This window comes from Herbaspirillum seropedicae (assembly GCF_001040945.1).
Lineage (GTDB): Bacteria > Pseudomonadota > Gammaproteobacteria > Burkholderiales > Burkholderiaceae_D > Herbaspirillum > Herbaspirillum seropedicae.
Map to the genome: position 1 here is coordinate 4720202 of NZ_CP011930.1, position 23163 is coordinate 4743364.

Genomic DNA, 23163 nt, shown 5'->3' on the forward strand with positions numbered 1-23163 from the left:
CGATACGGCCCCTAGGGCCTACTCAGGTCGAACGGTCTGCGGCGCGCGAGCGGATTCGTCTTTGGTGGTCAGGGCTGGTATTGCCAAGCCCCATCAACGATCTTGACCATCACCGCAGCGCGCTGGTCCAGCCCCAGGTGATCGGTAGAGGACATGGTGTAGACGCCATGCACGCCCGTGACTTCCTTGGTCGCTTCCAGCACATCGCGCAGGGCGGCGCGGAATTCCGGCGTGCCCGGCTTGGCGCCCTTCAGGGCCACGGGGATGGCCCATCGCAGCAGCACGCCGGCGTCCCAGGCGTAGCCGCCGAAGAGCGAGACGCTGTCCTTGCCATGTACCGCTTCATACTTGGTGGTGTAGTCCAGCGCCACCTTGCGGATAGGATTGGAGGCCGGCAGTTGCGCAGCGACCAGCACGGGGCCGGCCGGCAGCAGCGTGCCATCCAGCATCTTGCCGCCCACGCGCAGGAAGTCGGCATTGGCCACGCCGTGGGTCTGGTAGATCTGGCCCTTGAAGCCGCGCTCCTTCAGGGCGCGCTGCGGCACCACCGCGGGCGTGCCGGAGGCGGCGATGAGGATGGCGTCGGGCTTGGCCGCCACCAGCTTGAGCGCCTGGGCCGTGGTCGAACTGTCGGTGGGGGCGAAGCGCTCATTGGCCACCAGTTCCAGCTTCTTCAGGCCGGCGGCCTTCTTGAATTCCTCATACCAGCCCTCGCCATAGGCATTGGAATAGCCGATGAAGGCGATGCGCTGATAGCCGCGCGCCACCATGTCGCGGGCGATGGCCAGCGACATCATGATGTCGTTCTGCGGCGTCTTGAAGACCCATTTCTTTTTCGCATCCATGGGCTCGACGATGCGCGCGGCAGCGGCCAGCGAGATCATCGGGGTCTGCGCGTCAGCGGCCACTTCGATCATGGAGATCGAGTTGGGGCTCACCGAAGAACCGACAATGACGTCCACATTGTTTTCGGACACGAAGCGGCGCGCATTCTTGACCGCCTGCGTGGTGTCGGAGGCGTCGTCGAGAATGATGTAGTTGACCTTATGCCCGGCGATGGTCGTGGGCAGCAGTGCGATGGTGTTCTTCTCGGGGATGCCCAGCGAAGCCGCCGGACCGGTGGTGGAAACGGTGACGCCGACATTGATGTCGGCGCGTGCGACGAGCGCGCAGCCGGCTAGTGCCAGCGCGAGCAAGGGGCGAGCAAACTGCATGAAGGTCTCCTTGATGATGTTGTCATTGTGGTGCTGCATGCCTGCAATGACGCTACCGATCAAGGGCTCACGTCATCGTTTCTTCTTTCCCGCGCCGTCCAGGCCCACGGCGCCGATACCACCGAACAACAGATCGGACACGACCACCGCCATGCGTTCATGGGTGAGCTCGCCATCGGGCTTCAACCACATGAACATCCAGTTGATCATGCCGAACAGCAGCATCGCCAAGGGCTTGGCCATGCGGCTGCGATCCAGCTCGGGCCGCACCGCGCTCATGGCGTCGGCCACGGCCTTGACCACCTTGCGCTCGCCGTTGAGGATGCGCTTCTGGTCTCCCGGTTCCAGGAAGCGCACGTCCTCGGTGAGCACCCGATGCTCGTTCTGCGCGTCGCGGTACTCCTCCACGAAACGCTGCACCAAGAGCCGCAAGCGCGGCTCCGGCGCCAGATCCTGCTGCGCCACCTCATCGACCAGCGCACAGAGACGGTCGATGTGGTCTTCGCAGATATGCATCAGCAACTGATGCTTGTCGGCAAAATAGTGATACAGCGAGGCCTTGGACAGGCCGCAGGCCAGGGCCACCTCGTTCATCGAGGTGCCCACGAAACCATTGCGCGCAAACAAGGCCGCGGCCTGTTCGACGATGGTCTCGCGCTGGTTGTCGTATCCCGCCGCACGCTTCCTGGGCATATGCACGTCCTCTTCGATATTTCTGCAAAGTCATGATTGTGCCGTAAATCAAAACTCTTAAGAAACATCGGCCATCTCTGCACGTTACAGCCGCCCTGCCCAGCTCCGTTGCGATGCATCTTTGACACGGTCAGAAAAAACTTCGAAAACATTATTGACCAACCGGTCGGTCGAAATTATTATTCCCTAAAAAACAGCGACAGGCAAATGCTTTTTTCCGGCCATCCCCGACCAAAAGCAGCCCCTGCAACGTTGCCAACGACAAGGCAGGCCGTCCAAGGGGCGGACCTGCAAAAGGAGACGCGGTGCCTTGTTACTCGATAGAAGGCGTGATCCCGGTGGTGGACCCGAGCGCCTACGTTCATCCCACGGCGGTGCTGATCGGCGACGTCATCGTCGGTCCGGACTGCTATGTCGGTCCGACGGCCTGCCTGCGCGGCGACTTTGGCCGCATCGTGCTGCAACGTGGCGCCAATGTGCAGGACACCTGCGTGATCCACGGTTTCCCCGGCCATGACACCGTGGTGGAAGAGAACGGCCACATCGGCCACGGTGCCGTGCTCCACAGCTGCACCGTGCGGCGCGATGCGCTGGTGGGCATGAACGCGGTGGTCATGGATGAAGCCGTGGTGGGCGAACAGGCCATCGTGGCGGCCTGCGCCTTCGTGCGCGCTGGCATGCAGATACCGCCGCGCACGCTGGCCGCGGGCCTGCCGGCCAAGGTAGTGCGCGAGCTGACGGCCGATGAGATGGCATGGAAGCAGGCCGGCACCCGCACCTACCAGGACCTGACCGTGCGTTGCCTGGCGAGCCTGCGCGAAGTCAGCCCTTTGTCCCAGATCGAAGAGAACCGGCCAGCGCTGGCCGCCCCCTTCGTCGAACCGCTGATTGCGGCGCGGCGGGCCTAGCAGGGCCAGCCGCCGAGACGTCTTTTAGTTTTTGGATACACCCACCTGAAGCGGGCCAATGCGGCCAGGACCTCGTTCGCCCGTCGCTCAGCGTGCAACCTTTTGATGGAGAAGCAGCATGTACGCACAAATGGTAGAAACCGGCCTGTCCAAGGTGCGCGGCCTGGACGACATGTCGCCCGAAGAACGCGCCTTCCAGGCCCGCATCGAGGCGGGCGTGAAGATCGAACCCAAGGACTGGATGCCGGAGGCGTATCGCAAGACGCTGGTGCGCCAGATCTCGCAGCACGCCCACTCGGAAATCGTCGGCCAGCTGCCCGAGGGCAACTGGGTCACGCGCGCGCCGACACTGCAGCGCAAGGCCATCCTGATGGCCAAGATCCAGGACGAGGCCGGCCATGGCCTGTATCTCTACAGCGCCGCCGAGACCCTGGGCGTGTCGCGCGACGACCTGCTGGACGAACTGCACGCCGGCCGCGCCAAGTATTCCAGCATCTTCAACTATCCCGCCCTGAGCTGGGCCGACATGGGCGCCATCGGCTGGCTGGTGGATGGCTCGGCCATCATCAACCAGATCCCGCTATGCCGCTGCTCCTATGGTCCCTATTCGCGCGCCATGGTGCGGGTCTGCAAGGAGGAATCCTTCCACGCCCGCCAGGGCTACGACATCATGCTGGCGCTGTGTCGCGGCACGCCCGAGCAGAAGCAGATGGCGCAGGATGCGCTGAACCGCTGGTGGTGGCCGGCGCTGATGATGTTCGGTCCCTCCGATGCCGAATCGGTCAACAGCGCGCAATCGATGCAGTGGCGCATCAAGCTGTTTTCCAATGATGAACTGCGCCAGCGCATGGTGGACCAGACCATCCCGCAGATCGAATACCTGGGCCTGACGGTGCCGGACCCCGATCTCAAGTGGAACGAGGAACGTGGCCGCTATGACTTCGGCGCAATCAACTGGGACGAATTCCACAATGTCCTGCGCGGCAATGGCCCTTGCAACCGCGAGCGCCTGGCCACGCGCAAGAAGGCCTACGACGACGGCGCCTGGTTCCGCGATGCGCTGGTGGCGCATGCCGACAAGCGCGCCACGCGCAAGGCGGCCTGAAGGCCAGACCGCAATTTCCGAACCGCTTCATCTCACAACAATGCCAGTGGCCGCAGCATGGCGGCCCGCCAACAAGGAACACCATCATGAGCAAGGAATGGCCTCTCTGGGAAGTCTTCATCCGCAGCCAGCACGGTCTGGCCCACAAACACGTCGGCAGCCTGCACGCCCCCGATGGCGAGATGGCCATCAACAACGCCCGCGACGTCTATACCCGCCGCAATGAAGGCGTGGGCATCTGGGTGGTGCGCGCCGCCGACATCGTCTCTTCCAGCCCGGGCGACAAGGCCCCGCTGTTCGAGCCGTCCAACAGCAAGGTGTATCGCCACCCGACCTTCTTCCCCATGCCGGCCGAGCTGAAGAACCTGTAAGGGGAAGATCGTCATGACACAGAAAACCGATTACGTGCGACGCCTGGGCGACAACGTCCTGGTGCTCTCGCAACGCCTCACCGAATGGTGCGGCAAGGGCCCTGCGCTGGAAGAAGACATGGCCCTGATCAATGTCTCGCTGGACCTGATCGGCCAGGCGCGCCTGTGGCTCTCCTACGCCGCCGAGCTGGAAGGACAGGGCCGCAACGAAGACCAGCTGGCCTTCCTGCGCGACGCCCACCAGTTCCACAACCTGCTGCTGGTGGAGCTGCCCAATGGCAGCTACGCCGACACGCTGGCGCGCCAGTTCCTCTTCGACGTCTGGCACTACTTCCTGCTCGAAGGCCTGTGCCAGAGCAGCGACGCGCGCATTGCCGAGATCGCGCAGAAATGCTTCAAGGAAGTGACCTATCACGTGCGCCGCAGCACCGACCTGATGATCCGCCTGGGCGATGGCACCGAGGACAGCCATCGCCGCATGCAGGCCGCCATCGACGCGCTGTGGATGTACACCGGCGAGCTCTTCGTCGCCGATGCTCTGGACCAGGCCATGCAAGAGCAGGGTGTGGCGACTGCGCTGGGCGAGGTGCAGCAGAAGTGGACCCAGCATGTCACCGACGTGCTGCTGGAAGCGACCTTGAAGGTGCCGCCTGCGGGACTGTGGATGCAGAGCGGCGGCAAGGCCGGCCGGCATACCGAACACCTGGGCTATCTGCTGGCGGAGATGCAATTCCTGCAGCGCGCCTATCCGGGAGCGCAGTGGTGAGCGAGGCGCAACTGGCCCTGCAGGCCGGACCGGATGCGCTCAAGGCGCGCATCTGGGACTGGCTGGAGGCCGTGCCCGATCCCGAGATCCCGGTGCTCTCGGTGGTGGACCTGGGCATCGTGCGCGAGGTCGAGATCGAGGCTGCCGGTGCTGTGGATGCCCGCTGCACCGTGGTGATCACCCCGACCTATTCAGGCTGCCCCGCCATGGGCGTGATCGCCGAGGACATCACCACCGTGCTGCAGGAAAAAGGCCTGGCGCAGGTGGCCATCCGCATCCAGCTCGCGCCGGCGTGGAGCACCGACTGGATGAGCGAAAAGGGCCGCCACAACCTGCGCCAGTACGGCATTGCACCGCCGGCCCAGCAGGTCATCGACATTCGCGGCATCCAGCTCAAGCACCATGCCGCGGCCCAGGTGGACTGCCCGCACTGCGGTTCCTCCCGCACGGTCTGCGTGAGCCAGTTCGGCTCCACCTCCTGCAAGGCGCTGTACCAGTGCAAGGACTGCCGCGAACCCTTCGACTATTTCAAGGCGCATTGACATTGCACATTGGACATTGGCCATTGAGCCCGGCTCGATGACCCCGAAAAAAGGCACAACATCATGAGCAAATTCTATCCACTGACCATCTCGGACGTGAAGCAGGAAACGCGCGACACCATCGTGGTCTCCTTTGCCGTACCGGCCGAACTGCAAGACACCTTTTCCTATCAGCAGGGACAGCACCTGACGCTGCGTTCCGAGATCAATGGCGAAGACCTGCGCCGTTCCTATTCGATCTGTTCGGCCGTGCAGGAGCGACAGTTGCGCGTGGCCATCAAGCGCGCCCCCGGCGGGCTGTTTTCGAACTGGGCCAATGAGTCCTTTGTCCCAGGACAACGTATCGACGTGATGCCGCCCATGGGCCATTTCAACGTGCCGCTGGAGGCCGGCAACCGCAAGCACTACCTGGCCTTTGCCGCCGGCAGCGGCATCACGCCGATGATGTCGATCATCAAGACCACGCTCTTGAGCGAGCCGCACAGCCATTTCACGCTGGTCTACGCCAATCGCGCCTCGTCCTCGGTGATCTTCAAGGAAGAGCTGACCGACCTCAAGGATGCCTACCTGGAACGCTTCAATGTGGTCTACGTGATGAGCCGCGAGCAGCAGGATGTGGAGCTGTTCAATGGCCGCATCGACCGCGCCAAGTGCGACGCCTTCTTCGCCTCCTGGATCGATCTGAAGGATGTCGACGCCGCCTTCCTCTGCGGGCCGGAAGAAATGGTGCAGGCCGTAGCCGCATCCTTGCAGGCGCATGGTTTGCCCAAGACACAGATCAAGACCGAACTGTTCGCCGCCAGCACACCGCCGCGCGCGCACGCCGCGCGTACGGTGGTGGGCAAGCAGGAATGCGAAGTCACCGTCATCGTCGATGGCTATCACAACGTCTTCACCATGGACAAGGAAAAGGAATCGGTGCTCGAAGCCGGCCTGAAGCATGGCATCGACCTGCGTTACTCCTGCAAGGGCGGCGTCTGCGCCACCTGCCGCTGCAAGGTAGTGGAAGGCAAGGTGGACATGGATGCCAACTACGCGCTGGAAGACTACGAGATCGCACGCGGTTTCGTGCTGAGCTGCCAGTCCTTCCCGGTCAGCGACAAGCTGCTGCTGGACTTTGACCAGGACAACTGAGCCGCCGCACCAGGGAGAACATATGCCAACCGATTTCTTCAACCGCCATCGCGCCACGCTGGAGCAGGCCGTCAGCGCCCTGCAGCAACGCGGCTACTGGAGTCCCTACAACGAATCACCGAGCCCGCGCTTCTATGGCGAAGGTGCGGCCGAGGCTGGGCGGGCCGCCTATGAAGCCAGGCTGGAGCGCCCCTTCCTCTTCACCCCAGAGCAGGCCGGCGGCGACCGCTGGGTCGGCGCAGAAGTGTCTCCCTACGGTCCCCCGCTGGGCATTCGCTACCCCGCCCCGGACCTGGACCGCCTGTTGCCATCGATGCAGCGGGCCGCCGCCAGCTGGCGCGAGGCTGGCCCCCAGGTGTGGGCAGGCGTGGCGCTGGAGATCGTGCAGCGGCTCAATGCGCGCAGCTTCGAGATCGCGCATGCCGTCCAGCACACCACCGGCCAAGCCTTCACGATGGCCTTCCAGGCCGGCGGCCCGCATGCGCAGGACCGTGCGCTGGAAGCCATCGCCTGCGCCTGGCAACAGCTGCAACTGATTCCGGCCGAAGCGCGATGGGAAAAGCCGCAGGGCAAGCATGCTCCCCTGGTGATGCGCAAGACCTGGCGCATCGTGCCGCGTGGCATCGGCCTGGTGATCGGTTGTTGCACCTTCCCGACCTGGAACAGCTATCCCGGCCTGTTCGCCAATCTGGCCACGGGCAACGCAGTCATCGTCAAGCCGCATCCGGGCGCGATCCTGCCGCTGGCCATCACGGTGCAGGTGGCGCGTGAAGTGCTGGCCGAGGCCGGCTTTGCGCCCGACGTGGTCACGCTGGCCGCGCACGACGCGAGCGATACCGGCCTGGCGCGCACGCTGGCCTTGCGCCACGAGATCGGGCTGATCGATTTCACCGGCAGCAGCGCCAATGGCGACTGGCTGGAAGAACGGGCGCGCCAGGCCCGGGTGTTGACGGAGAAGTCCGGCATCAACCAGATCATCATCGACAGTACCGACAACCTGGCCGGCATGGTGCAGAACATCGCGCTGTCGCTGGCGCTGTATTCGGGGCAGATGTGCACCACGCCGCAGAACATCTACATCCCCAGGGATGGCGTGCGCACGCCGCAAGGCCAGCTCAGCTTCGTGGAAGTGAGCCAGGCCATCGTGCAGGCCGTGGCGCACCTGACCACCGACAGCGCCAAGGCGGTGGAATTGCTGGGCGCGATCCAGAACGAGGCCGTGCTGCAGCGCATCGAGCTGGCCCGCGGCAAAGGACAGGTACTGCTGGAGAGCACGGCGCTGGTCCATCCGCAGTTCCCCGGTGCGCGCGTGCGCACGCCGCTGGTGATGCTGGCGCGCCGCAATGAAGCCATCACCGAGGAATACTTCGGCCCCATCAGCTTCATCGTGCCGGTCGATGACACCGCCACCGCCATCGCACTGGCCCAGCGCATCGCCACCGACCAGGGTGCGCTGACCCTGTCGGCCTACACCACCGACGCCACCCTCCGGCAAGGGCTGCAACACGCTGCCGCCGATGCCGGCGTGGCGCTGTCGCTGAACCTGACCGGCGGCGTGCTGGTGAACCAATCGGCCGCCTTCAGCGATTACCACGGCACCGGCGCCAATCCCGCAGCCAACTGCACGCTGACCGATGCCGACTTCGTCGCCGCACGCTACCGCGTCGTGCAGACCCGCGAACCGGTCGCCTCCACCACTACTGCCTGATCCCCTGACTCCCGAGATCTCCTGCCATGAGTTCCCCATCCATCCTCCTAGAGAACCGTGACGGCATCGCCGTCATCACCCTGAACCGTCCCGACAAGCTCAACAGCTTCACGGTGGCCATGCACCTGGAACTGCGCGACGCCATCGCCACGCTGCAAGCCGATCCCAGCGTGCGGGTGCTGTTGCTCACCGGCGCCGGGCGCGGCTTTTGCGCCGGCCAGGACCTGGGCGACCGGGCCGTCAAACCCGGCGACGATGGCGTCGACCTGGGCGAGTCCATCGACAAATACTATGGCCCGCTGGTGAAGTCGCTGCGCGCGCTGCCCTTCCCGGTGATCTGTGCGGTCAATGGCGTGGCGGCCGGGGCCGGGGCCAATCTGCCGCTGGCCTGCGACATCGTGCTGGCGGCGCGCTCGGCCAGCTTCGTGGAAGTGTTCTGCAAGCTGGGGCTGATCCCTGACACCGGCGGCACCTACTTCCTGCCGCGCCTGGTGGGCACGGCGCGCGCCATGGGCATGGCGCTGCTGGGCGAGAAGATCAGCGCCGAACAGGCCGAGCGCTGGGGCCTGATCTGGAAGTGCGTCGACGACGACCAGCTCATGGAAGAAGCCCACGCGATGGCCGCCCATTTCGCCCGTGCTCCCACCAAGGGACTGGCCGCCACCAAGGCCACGCTGTACGCCAGCCCGGCGCACACCCTGCCCGAACAGCTGGACCTCGAACGCGACACCATGCGCGCCCTGGGCCGCAGCCGCGATTACCGCGAGGGCGTGACGGCCTTCCTGGAAAAGCGCGCGCCACAGTTCACAGGACAATGACATGAACAACCGCAAGTATCCACACGCCCTGTCCCGCAGCGCCCTCGTGGCCGTCATCGGCAGCGGCACCATGGGCGCAGGCATTGCCCAGGTGGCGGCCGTGGCCGGTCATCCTGTGCTGCTCTACGACAGCCGCGAAGGCGCGGCGGGCAAGGCCATCGGCGCCATCTGTACCAATCTCGACAAGCTGGTCAGCAAGGACAAGCTCACGCCGGCACTGGCGCAGGCGGCCAGCCAGCGCATCTCGGTGGCGCAGTCGCTGGAGGAATTGCACCAAGCGGACCTGGTGATCGAAGCCATCGTCGAGCAGTTGGCGGCCAAGCATGAATTGTTCGGCAAGCTGGAAGCCATCGTCAGTACGCGCTGCATCCTGGCCACTAATACCTCCTCGCTTTCCATCACCCAGATCGCGGCCGGGTTGCAGCATCCCGAGCGCGTGGTGGGCATGCATTTCTTCAACCCGGTGCCGATGATGGCGCTGGTGGAAATCATCAGCGGCCTGGCCAGCGATGCCGCGCTGGCGCAGTGCCTGCATGACACCGCGCTGGCCTGGGGCAAGACGCCGGTGATGGCGCGCTCCACGCCGGGCTTCATCGTCAACCGGCTGGCCCGCCCCTACTACGCCGAGGGCTTGCGCATGCTCCACGAGGGCGGCGCGCAGCCAGCCACGATCGATGCGGTCATGCGCGAGGCCGGCGGCTTCCGCATGGGACCGTTCGAGCTGATGGACCTGATCGGGCATGACGTCAACTTTGCCGTCACCCAGTCGGTGTTCCACGCCTACTTCAATGATCCGCGCTTCACACCCTCGCTGATCCAGCAGGAACTGGTGCATGCTGGCTATCTGGGTCGCAAGAGCGGGCGCGGTTTCTATCGCTACGGCGAGGCCGCCGGGGCGCCGCGGCCCGAGACCGAACGGGACTACCCAAAGCCGACGGCCACGCCGCAACTGTACGGTGACCATCCGCTGGTGGAGATGATCCATACGCGCTATCCAGGCCAGGTGCAACGTCATCCGGCGCGCCCCGACCAATTGCTGATGAAGGTGAACGCAGCATGCCTGTGCATCACCGATGGCCGCAGCGCCACCCTGCGCGCCTGGGAGCACCAGGAGCCCGACCTGGTGCTGGTCGACCTGGCGCTGGATTACGCCGATGCGACCCGCCTGGCCCTGGCCAAGGCCGACCAGTGCCGCCCCCAGCGCTATGCAGAAGTGGCGGGCGTGCTGCAGGCCTGCGGCCTCGATCTCTCACCCATGCAGGACGTGCCGGGCATGATGGTCATGCGCACCGTCTGCATGCTGGTCAACGAGGCCGCCGATGCGGTCAATCAGGGGGTATGCAACGCCGCCGACGCCGACATGGCCATGCGCAAGGGCGTCAATTATCCGCGCGGCCCGCTGGCCTGGGCCAATGAGATCGGCATCGACACGGTCAACCAGGTGCTGCATCACCTCTGCGCCACCTATGGCGAAGACCGTTATCGCATCTCGCCCCTGCTCCAACGTTTGTACGCTTCCGGGAGGAAATTCCATGAGTGAGACCGCATTGCCATTCCCATCGACCGAGATGGACCCGCAGGCCCTGGCCGAAGCCACGGTGCAGGCGATGTACCCGCGCGACAACGCTTCCCAGGCGCTGGGGATGAAGATCCTGGAGATTGCCCCGGGCCGCGCGCGCATGAGCATGCTGGTGCGCAGCGACATGCTCAATGGCCACGCCACCTGCCATGGCGGATTCATCTTCGCCTTGGCCGACAGTACATTTGCATTTGCCTGCAACAGCCGTAATCTCAACACTGTGGCGTCGGGTTGCAGCATCGAGTACGTCGCCCCCGCCCTGCGCAATGACATGCTCATCGCCGAGGCGCAGGAGCGCTCGCTGGCCGGGCGCACCGGAGTGTACGACATCACCGTGAGCAATCAGGATGGCAAGACCATCGCGCTGTTCCGGGGCAAGTCCTATCGCATCAGGGGCGAAGTGATCAGCGGCCTGCAGGCTGCGCAGTAAGCCGCTGGCAAGAACAACAACACCAACATCAACAGAGACTGGAGACACCATGACCATCCGCATTCCCCAACCCGGCGAGCTGGAACCCATCGAGACCGCCAGCCGCGATGAACTGCAAGCCCTGCAACTGCAACGCCTGAAATGGTCGCTCAGGCACGCCTATGACAATGTGCCGCACTACCGCAATGCCTTCGACCAGGCCGGCGTGCATCCCGATGACCTCAAGAGCCTGTCGGACCTGTCCCGCTTCCCCTTCACCACCAAGAAGGACCTGCGCGATCATTATCCCTTCGGCATGTTTGCCGTGCCGCGCGAACAGGTGGTGCGGGTGCATGCGTCCAGCGGCACTACTGGCAAGCCGACCGTGGTGGGCTATACGCAGAACGATATCGATACCTGGGCGACCGTGGTGGCGCGCTCCATTCGCGCAGCAGGCGGACGGCGTGGTGACATCGTGCAGATTTCCTATGGCTATGGGCTCTTCACGGGCGGCCTGGGCGCGCACTATGGCGCCGAAAAGCTGGGCTGCACCGTCATCCCCATGTCGGGTGGGCAGACCGAGAAGCAGGTGCAGCTCATTCGGGATTTCAAGCCCAGCATCATCATGGTCACGCCCTCCTACATGCTCAATGTGATCGAGGAATTCCAGCGCCAGGGCATGGACCCGGCTTCCAGTTCGCTGAAGGTCGGCATCTTCGGCGCGGAACCGTGGACCGATGCGATGCGTCGCGAAATCCAGCAACGCGCCGGCCTCGATGCGGTGGACATCTATGGCCTGTCCGAAGTGATGGGGCCGGGCGTGGCCAGCGAATGCATCGAGAGCAAGGATGGTCCGGTGATCTGGGAAGACCATTTCTATCCCGAGATCATCGATCCCGATACCGGCGAAGTGCTGCCCGATGGCGTGGAAGGCGAACTGGTCTTTACCTCGCTGTCCAAGGAAGCGCTGCCGATGATCCGCTACCGCACCCGCGATCTCACCCGCCTGTTGCCGCCGACCTCGCGCTCCATGCGCCGCATCGGCAAGATCACCGGGCGCTCGGATGACATGCTCATCATCCGCGGCGTGAATGTGTTCCCGACCCAGATCGAGGAACTGATCCTGAAGCTGCCGCAACTGGCGCCGCAATACCAGTTGCAGATCGAACGCCATGGCCACATGGACAGCATGAGCGTCTTCGCCGAGCTGCGCGAGGATGTCTCCAATGAACACGTGGAGGCGCTGGAGAAGGAACTGCAACACAGCATCAAGACCTATGTGGGCATTTCGACCAAGGTCACGGTGGTGCCGGCGGGCATGATCGAGCGCACCTCGGTGGGCAAGGCCAAGCGCGTGATCGACAACCGCAAGAAGGCCGAGGCCGGCAGCACCGCCGCCCTTCCCGCCTGAGCCCACTCCTCCACCAAGACAGAAAGACAGCACATGGAAGCATTGATCTGTGACGCCATCCGCACCCCCTTTGGCCGCTATGGCGGCGCACTGGGCGCGGTGCGCGCCGACGACCTGGCCGCCGCGCCCATCCGCAGCCTGATGGAGCGCAATCCCGGCGTGGACTGGAGCCGCGTGGAGGACATCCTCTATGGCTGCGCCAACCAGGCCGGCGAGGACAACCGCAACGTGGCGCGCATGGCCGGCCTGCTGGCGGGCCTGCCCATCGCCGTGCCGGGCAGCACCGTGAACCGCCTGTGCGGCTCCAGCCTGGATGCGGTGGGCATGGCCGCACGCGCCATCAAGTCCGGCGAAGTGCAGTTGATGATTGCCGGCGGCGTGGAGAGCATGACGCGCGCGCCCTTCGTGATGGGCAAGGCTGAATCGGCCTTTGCGCGCAGCGCCGCCATCTTCGACACCACCATCGGCTGGCGCTTCGTCAATCCGCTGATGAAGGCGCAGTACGGCATCGACTCCATGCCGGAGACGGCCGAGAACGTGGCCACCGATTTCCAGATCAACCGCGCCGACCAGGACGCCTTCGCCCTGCGCAGCCAGCAGCGCTGGGCGGCGGCACAGGCAGCGGGCTTCTTTGCTGGCGAGATCGCGCCATTGACGATCCCGCAGAAAAAGGGCGATCCGCTCGTGGTTACTACGGACGAACATCCGCGCCCTGATACCACCCTGGCGACACTGGCCAAGCTCAAGGGCGTGGTGCGCCCCGATGGCACGGTGACCGCTGGCAACGCTTCCGGCGTCAATGACGGCGCCTGCGCATTGCTGCTGGCCTCGCCCAAGGCGGCCGACCTGTATCGCCTGAAACCGCGTGCGCGCGTGCTGGGCATGGCCACGGCCGGCGTGGCGCCGCGCATCATGGGCTTCGGCCCCGCACCGGCGGTGCGCAAGGTGCTGGCCCAGGTCGGCCTGACGCTGGCGCAGATGGATGTGATCGAATTGAACGAAGCCTTTGCCGCGCAAGGCCTGGCAGTCATGCGCGATCTCGGCTTGCCCGACGATGCGGCGCACGTCAATCCGAATGGCGGTGCGATTGCCATCGGTCATCCCCTGGGCGCTTCCGGTGCGCGGCTGGTGACCACGGCCATCAACCAGCTCGAGCGCAGCGGTGGGCGCTATGCGCTGTGCACCATGTGCATCGGCGTGGGCCAGGGTATCGCGCTGGTGATCGAGCGGGTGGCGTGATGCAGGACACCGTGGCTTACGAAGACCTGCTGGCGGCGCGGCATGGCGAGCATGTGCTGCATCTGACCCTGAACCGTCCAGCGCTGCGCAATGCCTTGCGCAACCAGAGCCTGCGCGAGATCGTCGCCGCGCTAGCGCGCGCAGAGGAAGATGACAGCGTGCGCGTGGTCGTCATCAGCGGCAACGAGAAAGCCTTTGCCGCCGGGGCCGATCTCAACGAGATGATCCACAAGGACGCCATCGCCACCCAGCTCGATGTGCGTGCGCAGTACTGGCGCGCCATTGCCCGCTTCCCCAAACCCATCCTGGCGGCGGTGAATGGCTATGCGCTGGGCGCGGGCTGCGAGTTGCTCATGCATGCCGACATCGCCATTGCCGCTCGCGGGGCCAAGATCGGCCAGCCGGAAATCAATGTGGGCACCCTCCCCGGCGCCGGTGGCACCCAGCGCCTCATCCGCACGGTGGGCAAGCCGCTGGCGATGAAGATGGTGCTCTCCGGCGAATTCATCAGTGCCGACCAGGCCCTGCAGGCCGGCCTGGTGGCCGAGGTGGTGGACGATGACGCTACCCTGGAACGCACACTGGCGCTGGCCCACAGCATCGCTCAGAAATCACCGCTGGCGGTGCGTCTGGCCAAGGAAGCCATGCTGCAATCCTTCGAGCTGGGGCTGGAAGCGGGCCTGCTGTTCGAACGCAAATCCTTTTCCCTGATGGCGGCAAGCGCCGATCGCCAGGAGGGCATCGCGGCCTTCCAGGAAAAACGCGCCGCGGTCTTCAGCGGCCGCTGAACCACGCCTGCCATCGGCCTGCCATCGGGGCCTCCCGCCCGGGCATTGGCAGGCTGGCAACACGCCCCGCGCGACGGCGGCACTTCACGAGATTGACATCGGGATCGGGTAAAATGCCCGGCCACGGCACGCTCCGCTTTCCATCGTTCATTTCCGCATCAACAGACTCTTCGGACCGATGGATGCCGATCTTGCCCCGATACCAACCCGCCGGCCTTTAGCGCCGGCCCTTCGCCAGTGCAGCACCATGAGCAAGCAAGCCCCCAGCGCCCCCGGCCGTCAGCCGAACCGGGGCAAACCCGCCGCAGAGAGCGCCCCGCAGGCGCATGAGATCCGTCCGGGCCAGTCCATCGAATTGTTGAAGGAACTGCACATCCTCACCCGCGATGGCAAGCTCAACCAGGACAGCCGCCGCAAGTTGAAGCAGGTCTATCACCTCTACCAGTTCATCGAACCGCTGCTGCAGGAAGTGCTGGAGCAGCATCCCGATGTGAGCCTGGTGGACCATGGCGCGGGCAAGTCCTATCTCGGCTTCATCCTCTACGACCTGTTCTTCAAGGGACTGCCCGGCGCGCCGCACATCTATGGCATCGAGACCCGCGAAGAGCTGGTGCGCAAGTCCGAGGAACTGGCCTCGCGCCTGGGCTTTGGCGGCATGTCCTTCCTCAATCTGTCGGTGGCCGATTCGATCAGCTCGCCCAGCCTGCCGGAAAAGATCGATGTGGTCACCGCCCTGCATGCGTGCGATACCGCCACCGATGACGCCATCCATTTCGCCCTGGCCAAAGAGGCGCGCTTCATCGTCCTGGTGCCCTGCTGCCAGGCCGAGGTCGCTTCGGTCCTGAACCGCAACAAGGGCAAGTCGCTGGCCAACTCGCTCACCGAGATCTGGCGTCATCCGCTGCACACGCGTGAATTCGGCAGCCAGGTCACCAATGTGCTGCGCTGCCTGCAACTGGAAGCGCACGGCTACAAGGTCAGCGTGACCGAGCTGGTGGGCTGGGAGCATTCGATGAAGAACGAGTTGATCATTGCACAATATCGCGACCTGCCGCGCCGCCGTCCGGCCGAGCGTCTGCAGGAAGTGTTGCGCACGCTGGGGCTGGAAGAAATGGGCCAGCGCTTCTTTGCCTCGCAGGCCGCCTGAGGCGCGTCCACGGGGCTGGGAACGTTTCTTGCAAGGAACATGGCAGGCAGACGCGGCGCACGCGGCTTCAAGCTCGCGCCATTGCTGCCGATATAGTCGCATTGCAGTCCGGTTGCGCCTGAGCAAGACGCAACCGCAGGGAGACCGGTACCACCGGTTTGGGCGAGGGGCCGGCCATACGCCGGAAAATGCACAAGACACATGAGATCCGCCATCGATAGTGAAGCACTGATTGCCGACAACGAGCAGCTACGCGCCGAATTGCAGGACCTGCTGCAGCAGGCCCATATCAACCAGTCCATCATCGAACGCCACCAGGCCTTTGACCTCAAGCTGATCGGCGCAAGCGAATTCCGCGAACTCATCGAGGTCATGCTCACCGTCATGCCGGGGGTGTTCAGCCTGGAGACGGTGACGCTCTCGCTCATCGATGGCGACTACGCCATCCAGCGCATCCTGCGTGACCTGCAGATCGGCATCAACGAATTTCCCAAGCTGCTCTTCCTCAAGCAGGCGCTGGCCTTCCCCGACGACGACCTGACGCGGGCCGACGAAAAGCCGCGCCTGGGGCCCTATGTCGCGGCCTTGCACGGGCCGCTGTTTCCGCATTACGAGCCGGTGAGCGTGGCGGTGCTGCCGCTGGTGCGCCAGCATCGGCTGCTGGGCTACCTGGCGCTGGGCAGCGCCTATGGCGAGCGCTTCACGCGCAGCCTGGCCACCGATTTCATCGAACGCCTGGCGACCATCGCGGCGGTCTGCCTGGAAAACGTCATCAACAACGAGCGCCTCAAGCACATCGGCCTGACCGATCCGCTCACCGGCGTGAACAACCGTCGCTACATCGAGCAACGCATGCAGGAAGAAGTGGCGCGCAGCCAGCGCGATCGCTCGGCGCTGTCCTGCCTGTTCATCGACATCGACCACTTCAAGCGCGTCAACGACCAGTTCGGCCACCAGAGCGGCGACGATGTGCTGCGCGAAGTGGCTGCGCGCATCAAGAAGGAACTGCGCCTGTCGGATGCGCTGGGGCGCTTTGGGGGAGAGGAATTCGTGGTCCTGCTCACGCACGCCACCCGCGAAGATGCGGCCCGCATCGCCGAGCGCATTCGCGCCGGCGTCTGCAGCCGGGGGGTGATGATCGAGGGCTCACGCGATCCGCTCAAGATCACCGCCTCCATTGGCGCCGCCGCGCTCACCCCGCCGGATCGCAGCCGTCCTGCGGCCGAGGTCAAGCAGGCCATGCTCAAGGCCGCCGACCAGGCGCTGTACCAGGCCAAGGAAGCCGGCCGCAACCGCGTGATGCTGGCGGCGGGCGACTAGAACCCATTTCATCAATAGGCGTGAGATGCGTTCCAATCAGGCGCTCTGCGCTACCGGGCGGGAATCGCGCACCAGCCAGGGCGCGGCGATGATGAGGATGCCGCCGATGAGGTCCTGCGGCCGCAGTTCAGCCGCGCCGAACCACCACGCCGACAGGCTGGCCACCAGGATTTCGGCCAGCATGATCACCGAGGTGATGGTCGCCGGCAGACGCGCCACGCCATATTGCAGGCACAGGTTGGACACCAGGAACAGCAAGGCCCACACCCCCACCAGCGGCCAGGCCGTGGCCGGCACATGCAGCGGCCAGGCAATCGCCCCGGCCAACGCCAGCATCACCCCCAGGACGCCCGCCAGCAAGCCGCTGCCGGCCAGCATGGCGACGGCGCGGGCGCTGTCGGAGAGGCCCTGCAAGCGGCGCAGCAAGACATTGGTGATGGCAAAGAGCAGCCCGGCGGCCACGGCCATCCAGTCCGGCAGGCTCTGCGGCAGCGGCAGCCCCAGCCGAGGCTGGTAGAGCACGATGAAGGCGCCGCTCAAGCCCAGCGCTACGCGCGTGAGCGAACGCGGCGTGATGGCTTCGTGCAAGACCAGGCGCGCCAGGATCACGGTCCAGACCGGCATCAGGTAGAACAGCAGGATCACCCGCACCACATCGCCATAGGCGACCGCGACGTTGAAGGTGGAGTTGGTCAGGCCCGTGGCCAGTCCCACCCACAGCAGCGCCGGATGCCGCCACAGTTGCGGCAGGTCGCGGTAGCGCAGCGCCACCAGCAGCAGAGTGCACAGGCCGAAGATGGCGGCCGTGGTCCAGACCGGATGCAGGCCCATGCCTTCCAGGGCGCGGGTAGCGGTCCAGGAGAGGCCCCAGATGGTGGTATTGACGAGCAGTGCGGCGACGGCGGACTTGGGCAGGACTTGCATGTTCTTCCGTTACAAATGCAAGATGCCGTCCGGCAGGGCGCCGGACGGCATCGGGACGGGGTGGGGCCGGGCCGGCCTCAAGAGCGCTTGGCCTCGGCTTGCAGGCGTTCGTACTTTTCCATCAACTGCTCGCGGCTTTCGCGCCAGGCCGGGTTGAAGGGGATGCAGGCCACCGGGCAGACCTGCTGGCACTGGGGCTCCTCGAAGTGGCCGACGCACTCGGTGCACTTGTCAGGATCGATCTCGTAGATCTGCGGCCCCATGTAGATGGCCTCGTTGGGGCATTCCGGCTCGCAGACGTCGCAGTTGATGCAATCGTCGGTAATCATCAGCGCCATACGCCACCCTCACTTGCTTGAAACATCATGTTTTCCGCCTGGCCTCACTGCTTGGCGATTTTTTCCTTCAGCCACTTCTCGACCGAGGGAAACACGAACTTGGACACATCGCCGCCCAGTTGGGCGATTTCGCGCACGATGGTGCCCGAGATGAATTGATACTGGTCGGACGGGGTCAGGAACAGCGTCTCCACGTCCGGCAACAGATAGCGGTTCATGCCGGCCATCTGGAATTCGTATTCGAAGTCGGACACGGCGCGCAGGCCGCGCACGATGACGCGGGCATTGTTCTGGCGCACGAAGTCCTTCAACAGGCCGGAAAAGCTCTCCACCTGGACATTGGGATAGTGACCCAGCACTTCGTTGGCGATCGACAGACGCTCTTCGAGCGAAAAGAAGGGCTTCTTGTTCTTGCTGTCGGCTACGCCCACGACCAGCTTGTCGAACAATCCGGAAGCGCGGCGGACCAGGTCCTCGTGCCCACGCGTCAGCGGATCGAATGTCCCCGGATATACAGCTGTGACCATGGTGTCTCCTCACCGGCTATTCAATCAGAAGCCGCATTATGCCTCAATTCCTGCGCCGCTTTTGCGTTGCAATAAATGATAGAAGACCATGCCGGCCTTGTCGGCGCGCACCACTTCCCAGGCTTGCATCCATGCGGGGGCGTCGGCGCCGTCGAGGGCGAACTCGGCTTCGGCATAGACCAGGCCTGTGGGCGCCAGCAGTTGCTGGCAGGCCGGCAGCACCTTTTCCAGCCAGCCCTGGTGATAGGGCGGATCGATGAAGACCAGCTGGAAGCCGCCCGGCTCGCGTTGTGCTGCGTTCTGCGCCGCCGCCAAGGCGTCGCCGCGCAGGATGGCCAGGGTGGCGGCCTTGAGCTTGTCGCGGTTGGCTTCGAGCTGGCGCACGGCGGGGCCGCTGTGCTCGACCATGACCACGCGGCGCGCGCCCCGACTGGCAGCTTCGAAGCCGAGTGCGCCGGAACCGGCGAAGAGGTCCAGGCAGGACACCTCTTCCCAGTTGCCATCGATGAGATGGGTGATCCAGTTGAAGACGGTCTCGCGCACCCGATCCGGTGTGGGCCGCAGGCCTTCGGCGTCCAGCACCGGCAAGGGGGTGCGCTTCCACTGGCCGCCGATGATGCGCACCTGGTGCGGGCCGCCATTGGCGGGCTTGCTGGGCTTGCCGGGCTTGGCCGGCTTGCCGCCGGGACGGGAGGGACTGCTCTTGCTCATGGAATTCCTTGCTGCCTGCAACTTGGGGGATTAGGGGATGAAGGGTCTAGGGGGCGCTTTCGCCGACGATGATGGTGGACAATTCTTCCGGATGCACATGCTTGCGGAAGGCTGCGCGCACGTCCTGCACGCTCACGGCGCGGATGCGTTCGATCCAGTGATCCAGGTAATCCAGCGGCAGGCCATAGAAGCCGATCACCGAGAGGTTCTCCAGCAGCTTGGCATTGCTGTCGATGCGCAGGGCGAAGCCGCCGGCCAGGTTGTCCTTGGCCGCCTTGAGCTCGGCGGCAGTGGGGCCCTCCTGCATGAATTTGTCCAGCGTGACGCGGGTCACGCGCAGGGCTTCGGCGGTCTGTTCCTTCTTGGTCTGCAGGCCGATCTGGAAGGGCCCGGGCTGGGCCAGTGGCGAGAAGCCGCTGTAGACGCTGTAGCTCAGGCCGCGTTTTTCCCGCACTTCATCGGTCAGGCGCGAGACGAAGCCGCCGCCGCCCAGCACGTAGTTACCCACCGTGAGCGCGAAGAAATCCGGGTCGCCGCGCTGGATGGCCGGCGCGCCGATGAGGATGTGCGATTGCGAGGCGGGATGGGCAATGCGCTCTTCGCTGCCCTTGGGCGCCACCACCGGCGGCAGCGCGGGCAAGGCCGCGCCCTGCGGCAGCTCGCGCGTGAGGGCGCTGGCAATGGCGCGCGCCTGCTCGAGATTGATATCCCCGATCAGGGCGATGACCGCGCGATTGGCCACGTAGTGCGCCCGGTGGAAGGCCTGCAGATCCTCGCGGGTGATGGCCTGCATGCTGGCTTCGCTGGCGTCCATCGCATACGGGTGGCTGCCGTAGGCGGCATGCATGAAGGCCTTTTCGGCGATGACTTCAGGCTTGGTCAGTTCTTCCTTGATATTGGCAATGGCCAGCGCGCGGTCGCGTTCCAGGCTGGCCTGCGGGAAGCTGGGATGGGCCAGCATGCGCGCCAGCAGCGTCAAGGCGGCCTCCCGTTCGGCCGGCGAAGACAGCGTGCGCAGGCTCACCCCGGCGCGGTCCTGCCCGGCACCGTCGTGCTGCTGGGCGGCGACGTCGGCAAAGCCGTCCAGGATCTGCGCTTCGGTCAGCGTACCGCTGGCGTCGGTCACGCCGCGGGTGAGGCTGGCCACCGTCAGTTCGGCCAGGCCGGCCTTGCCGGCCGGGTCGCGGCGCTGGCCGGCGTCGAACTGCACGCTCACATCCAGCATGGGAATGGCGTGATTGGGAACGAACAGCACGCGCGCACCGTCGGGCTGGGTCCAGGACTGGATGGCCAGGGCGGCGGCGGCCGGCAGGCTGGCCAGCAGGCCCAGGGGCAGGATCAGGAGACAGAGAAATTTTTTCATGGAGATCGAGGATTGGACGGGCGCTTCAGTCGCCCTTGGAGTCAGCCTTGGGGCCGCCCTTGGTCTGGCCCACCCAGTCCAGCACCGGCTGCCACTGGTCGAGGTCGCGCTGCACGCGCGATGGGGCCACGTCCCAGAGCGTGAGGCCATGCGCGGCCAGTTGCACGTAGTTCTGCGTATCGCGCAGGTAGCCCAGCACCGGCAGCTTGAGGCCCTCGATGAAACGCTGCAGCTGCTCGGCCGAACGGGTGCGCGCATCCACGCGCATGCCGACGATGCCGACATCGATCTCGCCGGCGCGCACCGCCTTTTCATCGGCCAGACGGCGCAGGAAATCCTGGGTGGCGAGGATGTCGAAGATGGAGGGTTGCAGCGGTACCAGAATCTTGTCGGCCATCTTGAGGGCGTCGTTGAGTCGCCAGCCGTGCAGGCCGGCGGGCGTGTCGAGCACCACATGGGTAGTGCCCTTGGGCGGCTTGGCGACGTAGTCTTCGTTGATGTCCCAGGTGGCGATGGGGCGCGCCTGCTCGGGCCGGATGGACAGCCAGGCGCGCGAGGACTGCTGGCGGTCGATATCGCCCAGCAGCGCGCCGTGGCCCTGGCTGGCGAAGTAACCGGCCAGGTTGGTGGCCAGGGTGGTCTTGCCCACGCCCCCTTTGGGGTTGGCGATGACGATGACAGGCATGGTTCTCTCCGGAAACGTTAATGCAGCAGCCCGGCCGGCGGCGGCGCGGGCTTCTTGCCCGCCAGCGGCAGCGGCACCAGGGTGGCGACAGTGAGGGTGTCGTCCTGGAAGTACTGTTGCGCGACGGCCTGCACCTGGGCTGCCGTGACGCTCTTCAAGCGTTCGATGATGCGGTCGATGTTCTGCTGGCCCAGGCCGGCGGTTTCCATCATGCCGATTTCCATGGCCTGGCCGAAGACCGAGTCGCGCTTGTAGACCTGGGAGGCGATCAGTTGCGTCTTGACCCGCTGCAGCTCCTGCTCGGACACGCCTTCGCGGGCGATGCGCTCGACCTCGCCGCGCAGCAGGCCCTCGAGCTGCGCGGTCGTGACGCCCTCGGCGGGACTACCTTCCAGGGTGAACAGCACCGGCCCGCGCGCCACGCCGCTGTAGCTGGCGCCCACTGCAGTGGCCTTGCCGCCGGTGCGCACCAGGCTGGCGCTCAGGCGGGCGTTGTCATAGCCGTCCAGCACGGCCGAGAGCACGTCCAGGGCGTAGACGTCCTGGTCCTGCTCAACCTGGCGCAGGGCCGGCGTCTTCCAGGCCATCACCACATAGGGATTCTCGGCCGGGGCCTTGACGGTGACGCGGCGCATGCCCAGCTGCTGCGGCTCGTTCTGGGGCTTGCCTGCGGGCAAGCGGCGGGCGGGAATCTTGCCAAAATACTTGCGCGCCAGCGCCAGCACGCGCTGGGCGTCGACATCACCGGCCACCACCAGGGTGGCGTTGTTGGGGGCGTACCATTGACGGTACCAGGCGGCGATGTCCTGCACGCTCATGTGCTGCAGGTCGTCCATCCAGCCCACGACCGGGTGGTGGTAGGGGTGGGCGGTCCAGGCGGCGGCGTTCAGGGCTTCGTTCAGCAGGCCCATGGGCTGGTCGTCGGTGCGCCAGCGGCGCTCTTCCATGATGACGCGGATTTCCTTGGCGAACTCGGCGGCGTCGAACTGCAGGTTGGCCATGCGGTCAGCTTCCAGCGCCATCACCTTTTCCAGGTGGCTCTTCTCGATCTGCTGGAAGTAGGCGGTGAAGTCATTGGCGGTGAAGGCGTTTTCCTGGCCGCCCAGTTCGGCCACCAGGCGGCTGAACTCGCCGACCTTGTGGTTCCTGGTGCCCTTGAACATCATGTGTTCCAGCGCATGGGAGACGCCGGTCAGACCGTTGACTTCATCGATGCCGCCCACCTTGTACCAGACCATCTGCACCGCCGTGGGGGCGCGCCGGTCTTCCTTGACGATCACCTTCATGCCATTGCCCAGCACGAACTGGCGCGCCGGCTCGGCCTGGGCCAGCATCGGGCTGCTGGCGAAAAGGCCCAGCAGCGCGCTGGCCAGGAGGGCTCTGATCTTCAATTTCATGGGCTGTGCTCTGATAAAATGCTGGATTCATTGACCCTGGCGGCCACGCGCGGGTCTTGGGGATGG

24 protein-coding genes are annotated in these 23163 nt (G+C 65.2%); 15 read left to right on the forward strand and 9 right to left on the reverse strand.

The genetic code is table 11. The features are described from left to right. Positions 1–68: 68 nt before the first annotated feature. On the reverse strand, positions 69–1214 hold the full coding sequence (locus ACP92_RS20545) for an ABC transporter substrate-binding protein (RefSeq protein ID WP_013236051.1): 1146 nt from the start codon (positions 1212–1214) through the stop codon (positions 69–71). A 72-nt stretch (positions 1215–1286) separates the two neighbouring features. Next, positions 1287–1907 carry a TetR/AcrR family transcriptional regulator gene (locus ACP92_RS20550; RefSeq protein WP_013236052.1) on the reverse strand — a complete coding sequence of 207 codons (621 nt, stop codon included), beginning with the start codon at positions 1905–1907 and terminating at the stop codon, positions 1287–1289. A 305-nt stretch (positions 1908–2212) separates the two neighbouring features. On the opposite strand from ACP92_RS20550, the gene ACP92_RS20555 reads away from it, so the two are divergent. From ACP92_RS20555 to ACP92_RS20625, 15 genes are all read left to right on the forward strand, one after another. Beyond that, positions 2213–2815 (forward strand): phenylacetic acid degradation protein PaaY, encoded by a 603-nt coding sequence (locus tag ACP92_RS20555; protein WP_013236053.1) that lies wholly within the window; start codon positions 2213–2215, stop codon positions 2813–2815. 118 nt (positions 2816–2933) lie between these two features. Beyond that, positions 2934–3920 carry a 1,2-phenylacetyl-CoA epoxidase subunit PaaA gene (gene paaA / locus ACP92_RS20560; protein ID WP_013236054.1) on the forward strand — a complete coding sequence of 329 codons (987 nt, stop codon included), beginning with the start codon at positions 2934–2936 and terminating at the stop codon, positions 3918–3920. A gap of 86 nt (positions 3921–4006) precedes the next feature. Further along, a complete protein-coding gene (gene paaB, locus ACP92_RS20565; protein ID WP_006461548.1) occupies positions 4007–4291 on the forward strand; it encodes a 1,2-phenylacetyl-CoA epoxidase subunit PaaB in 285 nt (94 codons plus the stop codon). Between the two features lie 13 nt (positions 4292–4304). Next, a complete protein-coding gene (gene paaC / locus ACP92_RS20570) occupies positions 4305–5057 on the forward strand; it encodes a 1,2-phenylacetyl-CoA epoxidase subunit PaaC (protein WP_013236055.1) in 753 nt (250 codons plus the stop codon). Then, on the forward strand, positions 5054–5599 hold the full coding sequence (paaD, locus tag ACP92_RS20575; protein ID WP_013236056.1) for a 1,2-phenylacetyl-CoA epoxidase subunit PaaD: 546 nt from the start codon (positions 5054–5056) through the stop codon (positions 5597–5599). Before paaC ends, paaD begins: the two co-directional genes overlap by 4 nt. 63 nt (positions 5600–5662) lie before the next feature. Next, positions 5663–6733 carry a 1,2-phenylacetyl-CoA epoxidase subunit PaaE gene (gene paaE / locus ACP92_RS20580; RefSeq protein WP_013236057.1) on the forward strand — a complete coding sequence of 357 codons (1071 nt, stop codon included), beginning with the start codon at positions 5663–5665 and terminating at the stop codon, positions 6731–6733. A 22-nt stretch (positions 6734–6755) separates the two neighbouring features. Next, a complete protein-coding gene (gene paaN / locus ACP92_RS20585) occupies positions 6756–8441 on the forward strand; it encodes a phenylacetic acid degradation protein PaaN (protein ID WP_013236058.1) in 1686 nt (561 codons plus the stop codon). 26 nt (positions 8442–8467) lie between these two features. Beyond that, positions 8468–9259 carry a 2-(1,2-epoxy-1,2-dihydrophenyl)acetyl-CoA isomerase PaaG gene (gene paaG / locus ACP92_RS20590; RefSeq protein WP_013236059.1) on the forward strand — a complete coding sequence of 264 codons (792 nt, stop codon included), beginning with the start codon at positions 8468–8470 and terminating at the stop codon, positions 9257–9259. A 1-nt stretch (position 9260) separates the two neighbouring features. Next, positions 9261–10799, forward strand: a complete 1539-nt coding sequence (locus tag ACP92_RS20595; RefSeq protein WP_013236060.1) for a 3-hydroxyacyl-CoA dehydrogenase — start codon at positions 9261–9263, stop codon at positions 10797–10799. Further along, on the forward strand, positions 10792–11268 hold the full coding sequence (gene paaI, locus ACP92_RS20600; protein ID WP_013236061.1) for a hydroxyphenylacetyl-CoA thioesterase PaaI: 477 nt from the start codon (positions 10792–10794) through the stop codon (positions 11266–11268). Before ACP92_RS20595 ends, paaI begins: the two co-directional genes overlap by 8 nt. Positions 11269–11317: 49 nt before the next feature. Beyond that, the gene (gene paaK / locus ACP92_RS20605) at positions 11318–12658 is read left to right on the forward strand and encodes a phenylacetate--CoA ligase PaaK (protein WP_013236062.1); all 1341 of its coding nucleotides are present in this window, start codon (positions 11318–11320) and stop codon (positions 12656–12658) included. A gap of 33 nt (positions 12659–12691) precedes the next feature. Further along, positions 12692–13897, forward strand: a complete 1206-nt coding sequence (gene pcaF / locus ACP92_RS20610) for a 3-oxoadipyl-CoA thiolase (RefSeq protein ID WP_013236063.1) — start codon at positions 12692–12694, stop codon at positions 13895–13897. After that, complete coding sequence (locus tag ACP92_RS20615; protein WP_013236064.1) at positions 13897–14685, forward strand: enoyl-CoA hydratase-related protein; 789 nt, start codon at positions 13897–13899, stop codon at positions 14683–14685. The genes pcaF and ACP92_RS20615 overlap by 1 nt, the downstream gene beginning before the upstream one ends. Positions 14686–14932: 247 nt before the next feature. Continuing rightward, a complete protein-coding gene (locus ACP92_RS20620; RefSeq protein WP_013236065.1) occupies positions 14933–15832 on the forward strand; it encodes a class I SAM-dependent methyltransferase in 900 nt (299 codons plus the stop codon). A gap of 201 nt (positions 15833–16033) precedes the next feature. After that, entirely contained in the window at positions 16034–17152 is a 1119-nt protein-coding gene (locus ACP92_RS20625) for a GGDEF domain-containing protein (RefSeq protein WP_013236066.1), read from the forward strand. Positions 17153–17188: 36 nt separating this feature from the next. Here ACP92_RS20625 and ACP92_RS20630 read toward each other — a convergent pair whose 3' ends face one another. From ACP92_RS20630 to ACP92_RS20660, 7 genes are all read right to left on the reverse strand, one after another. After that, positions 17189–18076 carry a DMT family transporter gene (locus ACP92_RS20630; RefSeq protein WP_013236067.1) on the reverse strand — a complete coding sequence of 296 codons (888 nt, stop codon included), beginning with the start codon at positions 18074–18076 and terminating at the stop codon, positions 17189–17191. 77 nt (positions 18077–18153) lie between these two features. Continuing rightward, complete coding sequence (locus ACP92_RS20635) at positions 18154–18414, reverse strand: YfhL family 4Fe-4S dicluster ferredoxin (RefSeq protein WP_013236068.1); 261 nt, start codon at positions 18412–18414, stop codon at positions 18154–18156. Positions 18415–18458: 44 nt separating this feature from the next. Next, positions 18459–18941, reverse strand: coding sequence for a pantetheine-phosphate adenylyltransferase (coaD, locus tag ACP92_RS20640; protein ID WP_006461533.1), 483 nt, complete (start codon positions 18939–18941; stop codon positions 18459–18461). A gap of 36 nt (positions 18942–18977) precedes the next feature. Then, on the reverse strand, positions 18978–19652 hold the full coding sequence (gene rsmD / locus ACP92_RS20645) for a 16S rRNA (guanine(966)-N(2))-methyltransferase RsmD (protein ID WP_013236069.1): 675 nt from the start codon (positions 19650–19652) through the stop codon (positions 18978–18980). 46 nt (positions 19653–19698) lie between these two features. Beyond that, entirely contained in the window at positions 19699–21015 is a 1317-nt protein-coding gene (locus ACP92_RS20650) for a M16 family metallopeptidase (protein ID WP_013236070.1), read from the reverse strand. Between the two features lie 25 nt (positions 21016–21040). After that, the gene (locus tag ACP92_RS20655) at positions 21041–21700 is read right to left on the reverse strand and encodes a ParA family protein (protein WP_013236071.1); all 660 of its coding nucleotides are present in this window, start codon (positions 21698–21700) and stop codon (positions 21041–21043) included. A 17-nt stretch (positions 21701–21717) separates the two neighbouring features. After that, entirely contained in the window at positions 21718–23097 is a 1380-nt protein-coding gene (locus ACP92_RS20660; protein ID WP_013236072.1) for a M16 family metallopeptidase, read from the reverse strand. Between the last annotated feature and the right edge of the window lie 66 nt (positions 23098–23163).

What these genes read in the sequence shown, in the direction of transcription:
- ACP92_RS20545 (WP_013236051.1), bottom strand. Translation starts at nt 1,214, where the DNA reads ATGCAGTTTGCTCGCCCCTTGCTCGCGCTGGCACTAGCCGGCTGCGCG.
- ACP92_RS20550 (WP_013236052.1), bottom strand. Translation starts at nt 1,907, where the DNA reads ATGCCCAGGAAGCGTGCGGCGGGATACGACAACCAGCGCGAGACCATC.
- paaA (WP_013236054.1), top strand. Translation starts at nt 2,934, where the DNA reads ATGTACGCACAAATGGTAGAAACCGGCCTGTCCAAGGTGCGCGGCCTG.
- paaB (WP_006461548.1), top strand. Translation starts at nt 4,007, where the DNA reads ATGAGCAAGGAATGGCCTCTCTGGGAAGTCTTCATCCGCAGCCAGCAC.
- paaC (WP_013236055.1), top strand. Translation starts at nt 4,305, where the DNA reads ATGACACAGAAAACCGATTACGTGCGACGCCTGGGCGACAACGTCCTG.
- paaE (WP_013236057.1), top strand. Translation starts at nt 5,663, where the DNA reads ATGAGCAAATTCTATCCACTGACCATCTCGGACGTGAAGCAGGAAACG.
- paaN (WP_013236058.1), top strand. Translation starts at nt 6,756, where the DNA reads ATGCCAACCGATTTCTTCAACCGCCATCGCGCCACGCTGGAGCAGGCC.
- paaG (WP_013236059.1), top strand. Translation starts at nt 8,468, where the DNA reads ATGAGTTCCCCATCCATCCTCCTAGAGAACCGTGACGGCATCGCCGTC.
- ACP92_RS20595 (WP_013236060.1), top strand. Translation starts at nt 9,261, where the DNA reads ATGAACAACCGCAAGTATCCACACGCCCTGTCCCGCAGCGCCCTCGTG.
- paaI (WP_013236061.1), top strand. Translation starts at nt 10,792, where the DNA reads ATGAGTGAGACCGCATTGCCATTCCCATCGACCGAGATGGACCCGCAG.
- paaK (WP_013236062.1), top strand. Translation starts at nt 11,318, where the DNA reads ATGACCATCCGCATTCCCCAACCCGGCGAGCTGGAACCCATCGAGACC.
- pcaF (WP_013236063.1), top strand. Translation starts at nt 12,692, where the DNA reads ATGGAAGCATTGATCTGTGACGCCATCCGCACCCCCTTTGGCCGCTAT.
- ACP92_RS20615 (WP_013236064.1), top strand. Translation starts at nt 13,897, where the DNA reads ATGCAGGACACCGTGGCTTACGAAGACCTGCTGGCGGCGCGGCATGGC.
- ACP92_RS20620 (WP_013236065.1), top strand. Translation starts at nt 14,933, where the DNA reads ATGAGCAAGCAAGCCCCCAGCGCCCCCGGCCGTCAGCCGAACCGGGGC.
- ACP92_RS20625 (WP_013236066.1), top strand. Translation starts at nt 16,034, where the DNA reads ATGAGATCCGCCATCGATAGTGAAGCACTGATTGCCGACAACGAGCAG.
- ACP92_RS20630 (WP_013236067.1), bottom strand. Translation starts at nt 18,076, where the DNA reads ATGCAAGTCCTGCCCAAGTCCGCCGTCGCCGCACTGCTCGTCAATACC.
- ACP92_RS20635 (WP_013236068.1), bottom strand. Translation starts at nt 18,414, where the DNA reads ATGGCGCTGATGATTACCGACGATTGCATCAACTGCGACGTCTGCGAG.
- coaD (WP_006461533.1), bottom strand. Translation starts at nt 18,941, where the DNA reads ATGGTCACAGCTGTATATCCGGGGACATTCGATCCGCTGACGCGTGGG.
- rsmD (WP_013236069.1), bottom strand. Translation starts at nt 19,652, where the DNA reads ATGAGCAAGAGCAGTCCCTCCCGTCCCGGCGGCAAGCCGGCCAAGCCC.
- ACP92_RS20650 (WP_013236070.1), bottom strand. Translation starts at nt 21,015, where the DNA reads ATGAAAAAATTTCTCTGTCTCCTGATCCTGCCCCTGGGCCTGCTGGCC.
- ACP92_RS20655 (WP_013236071.1), bottom strand. Translation starts at nt 21,700, where the DNA reads ATGCCTGTCATCGTCATCGCCAACCCCAAAGGGGGCGTGGGCAAGACC.
- ACP92_RS20660 (WP_013236072.1), bottom strand. Translation starts at nt 23,097, where the DNA reads ATGAAATTGAAGATCAGAGCCCTCCTGGCCAGCGCGCTGCTGGGCCTT.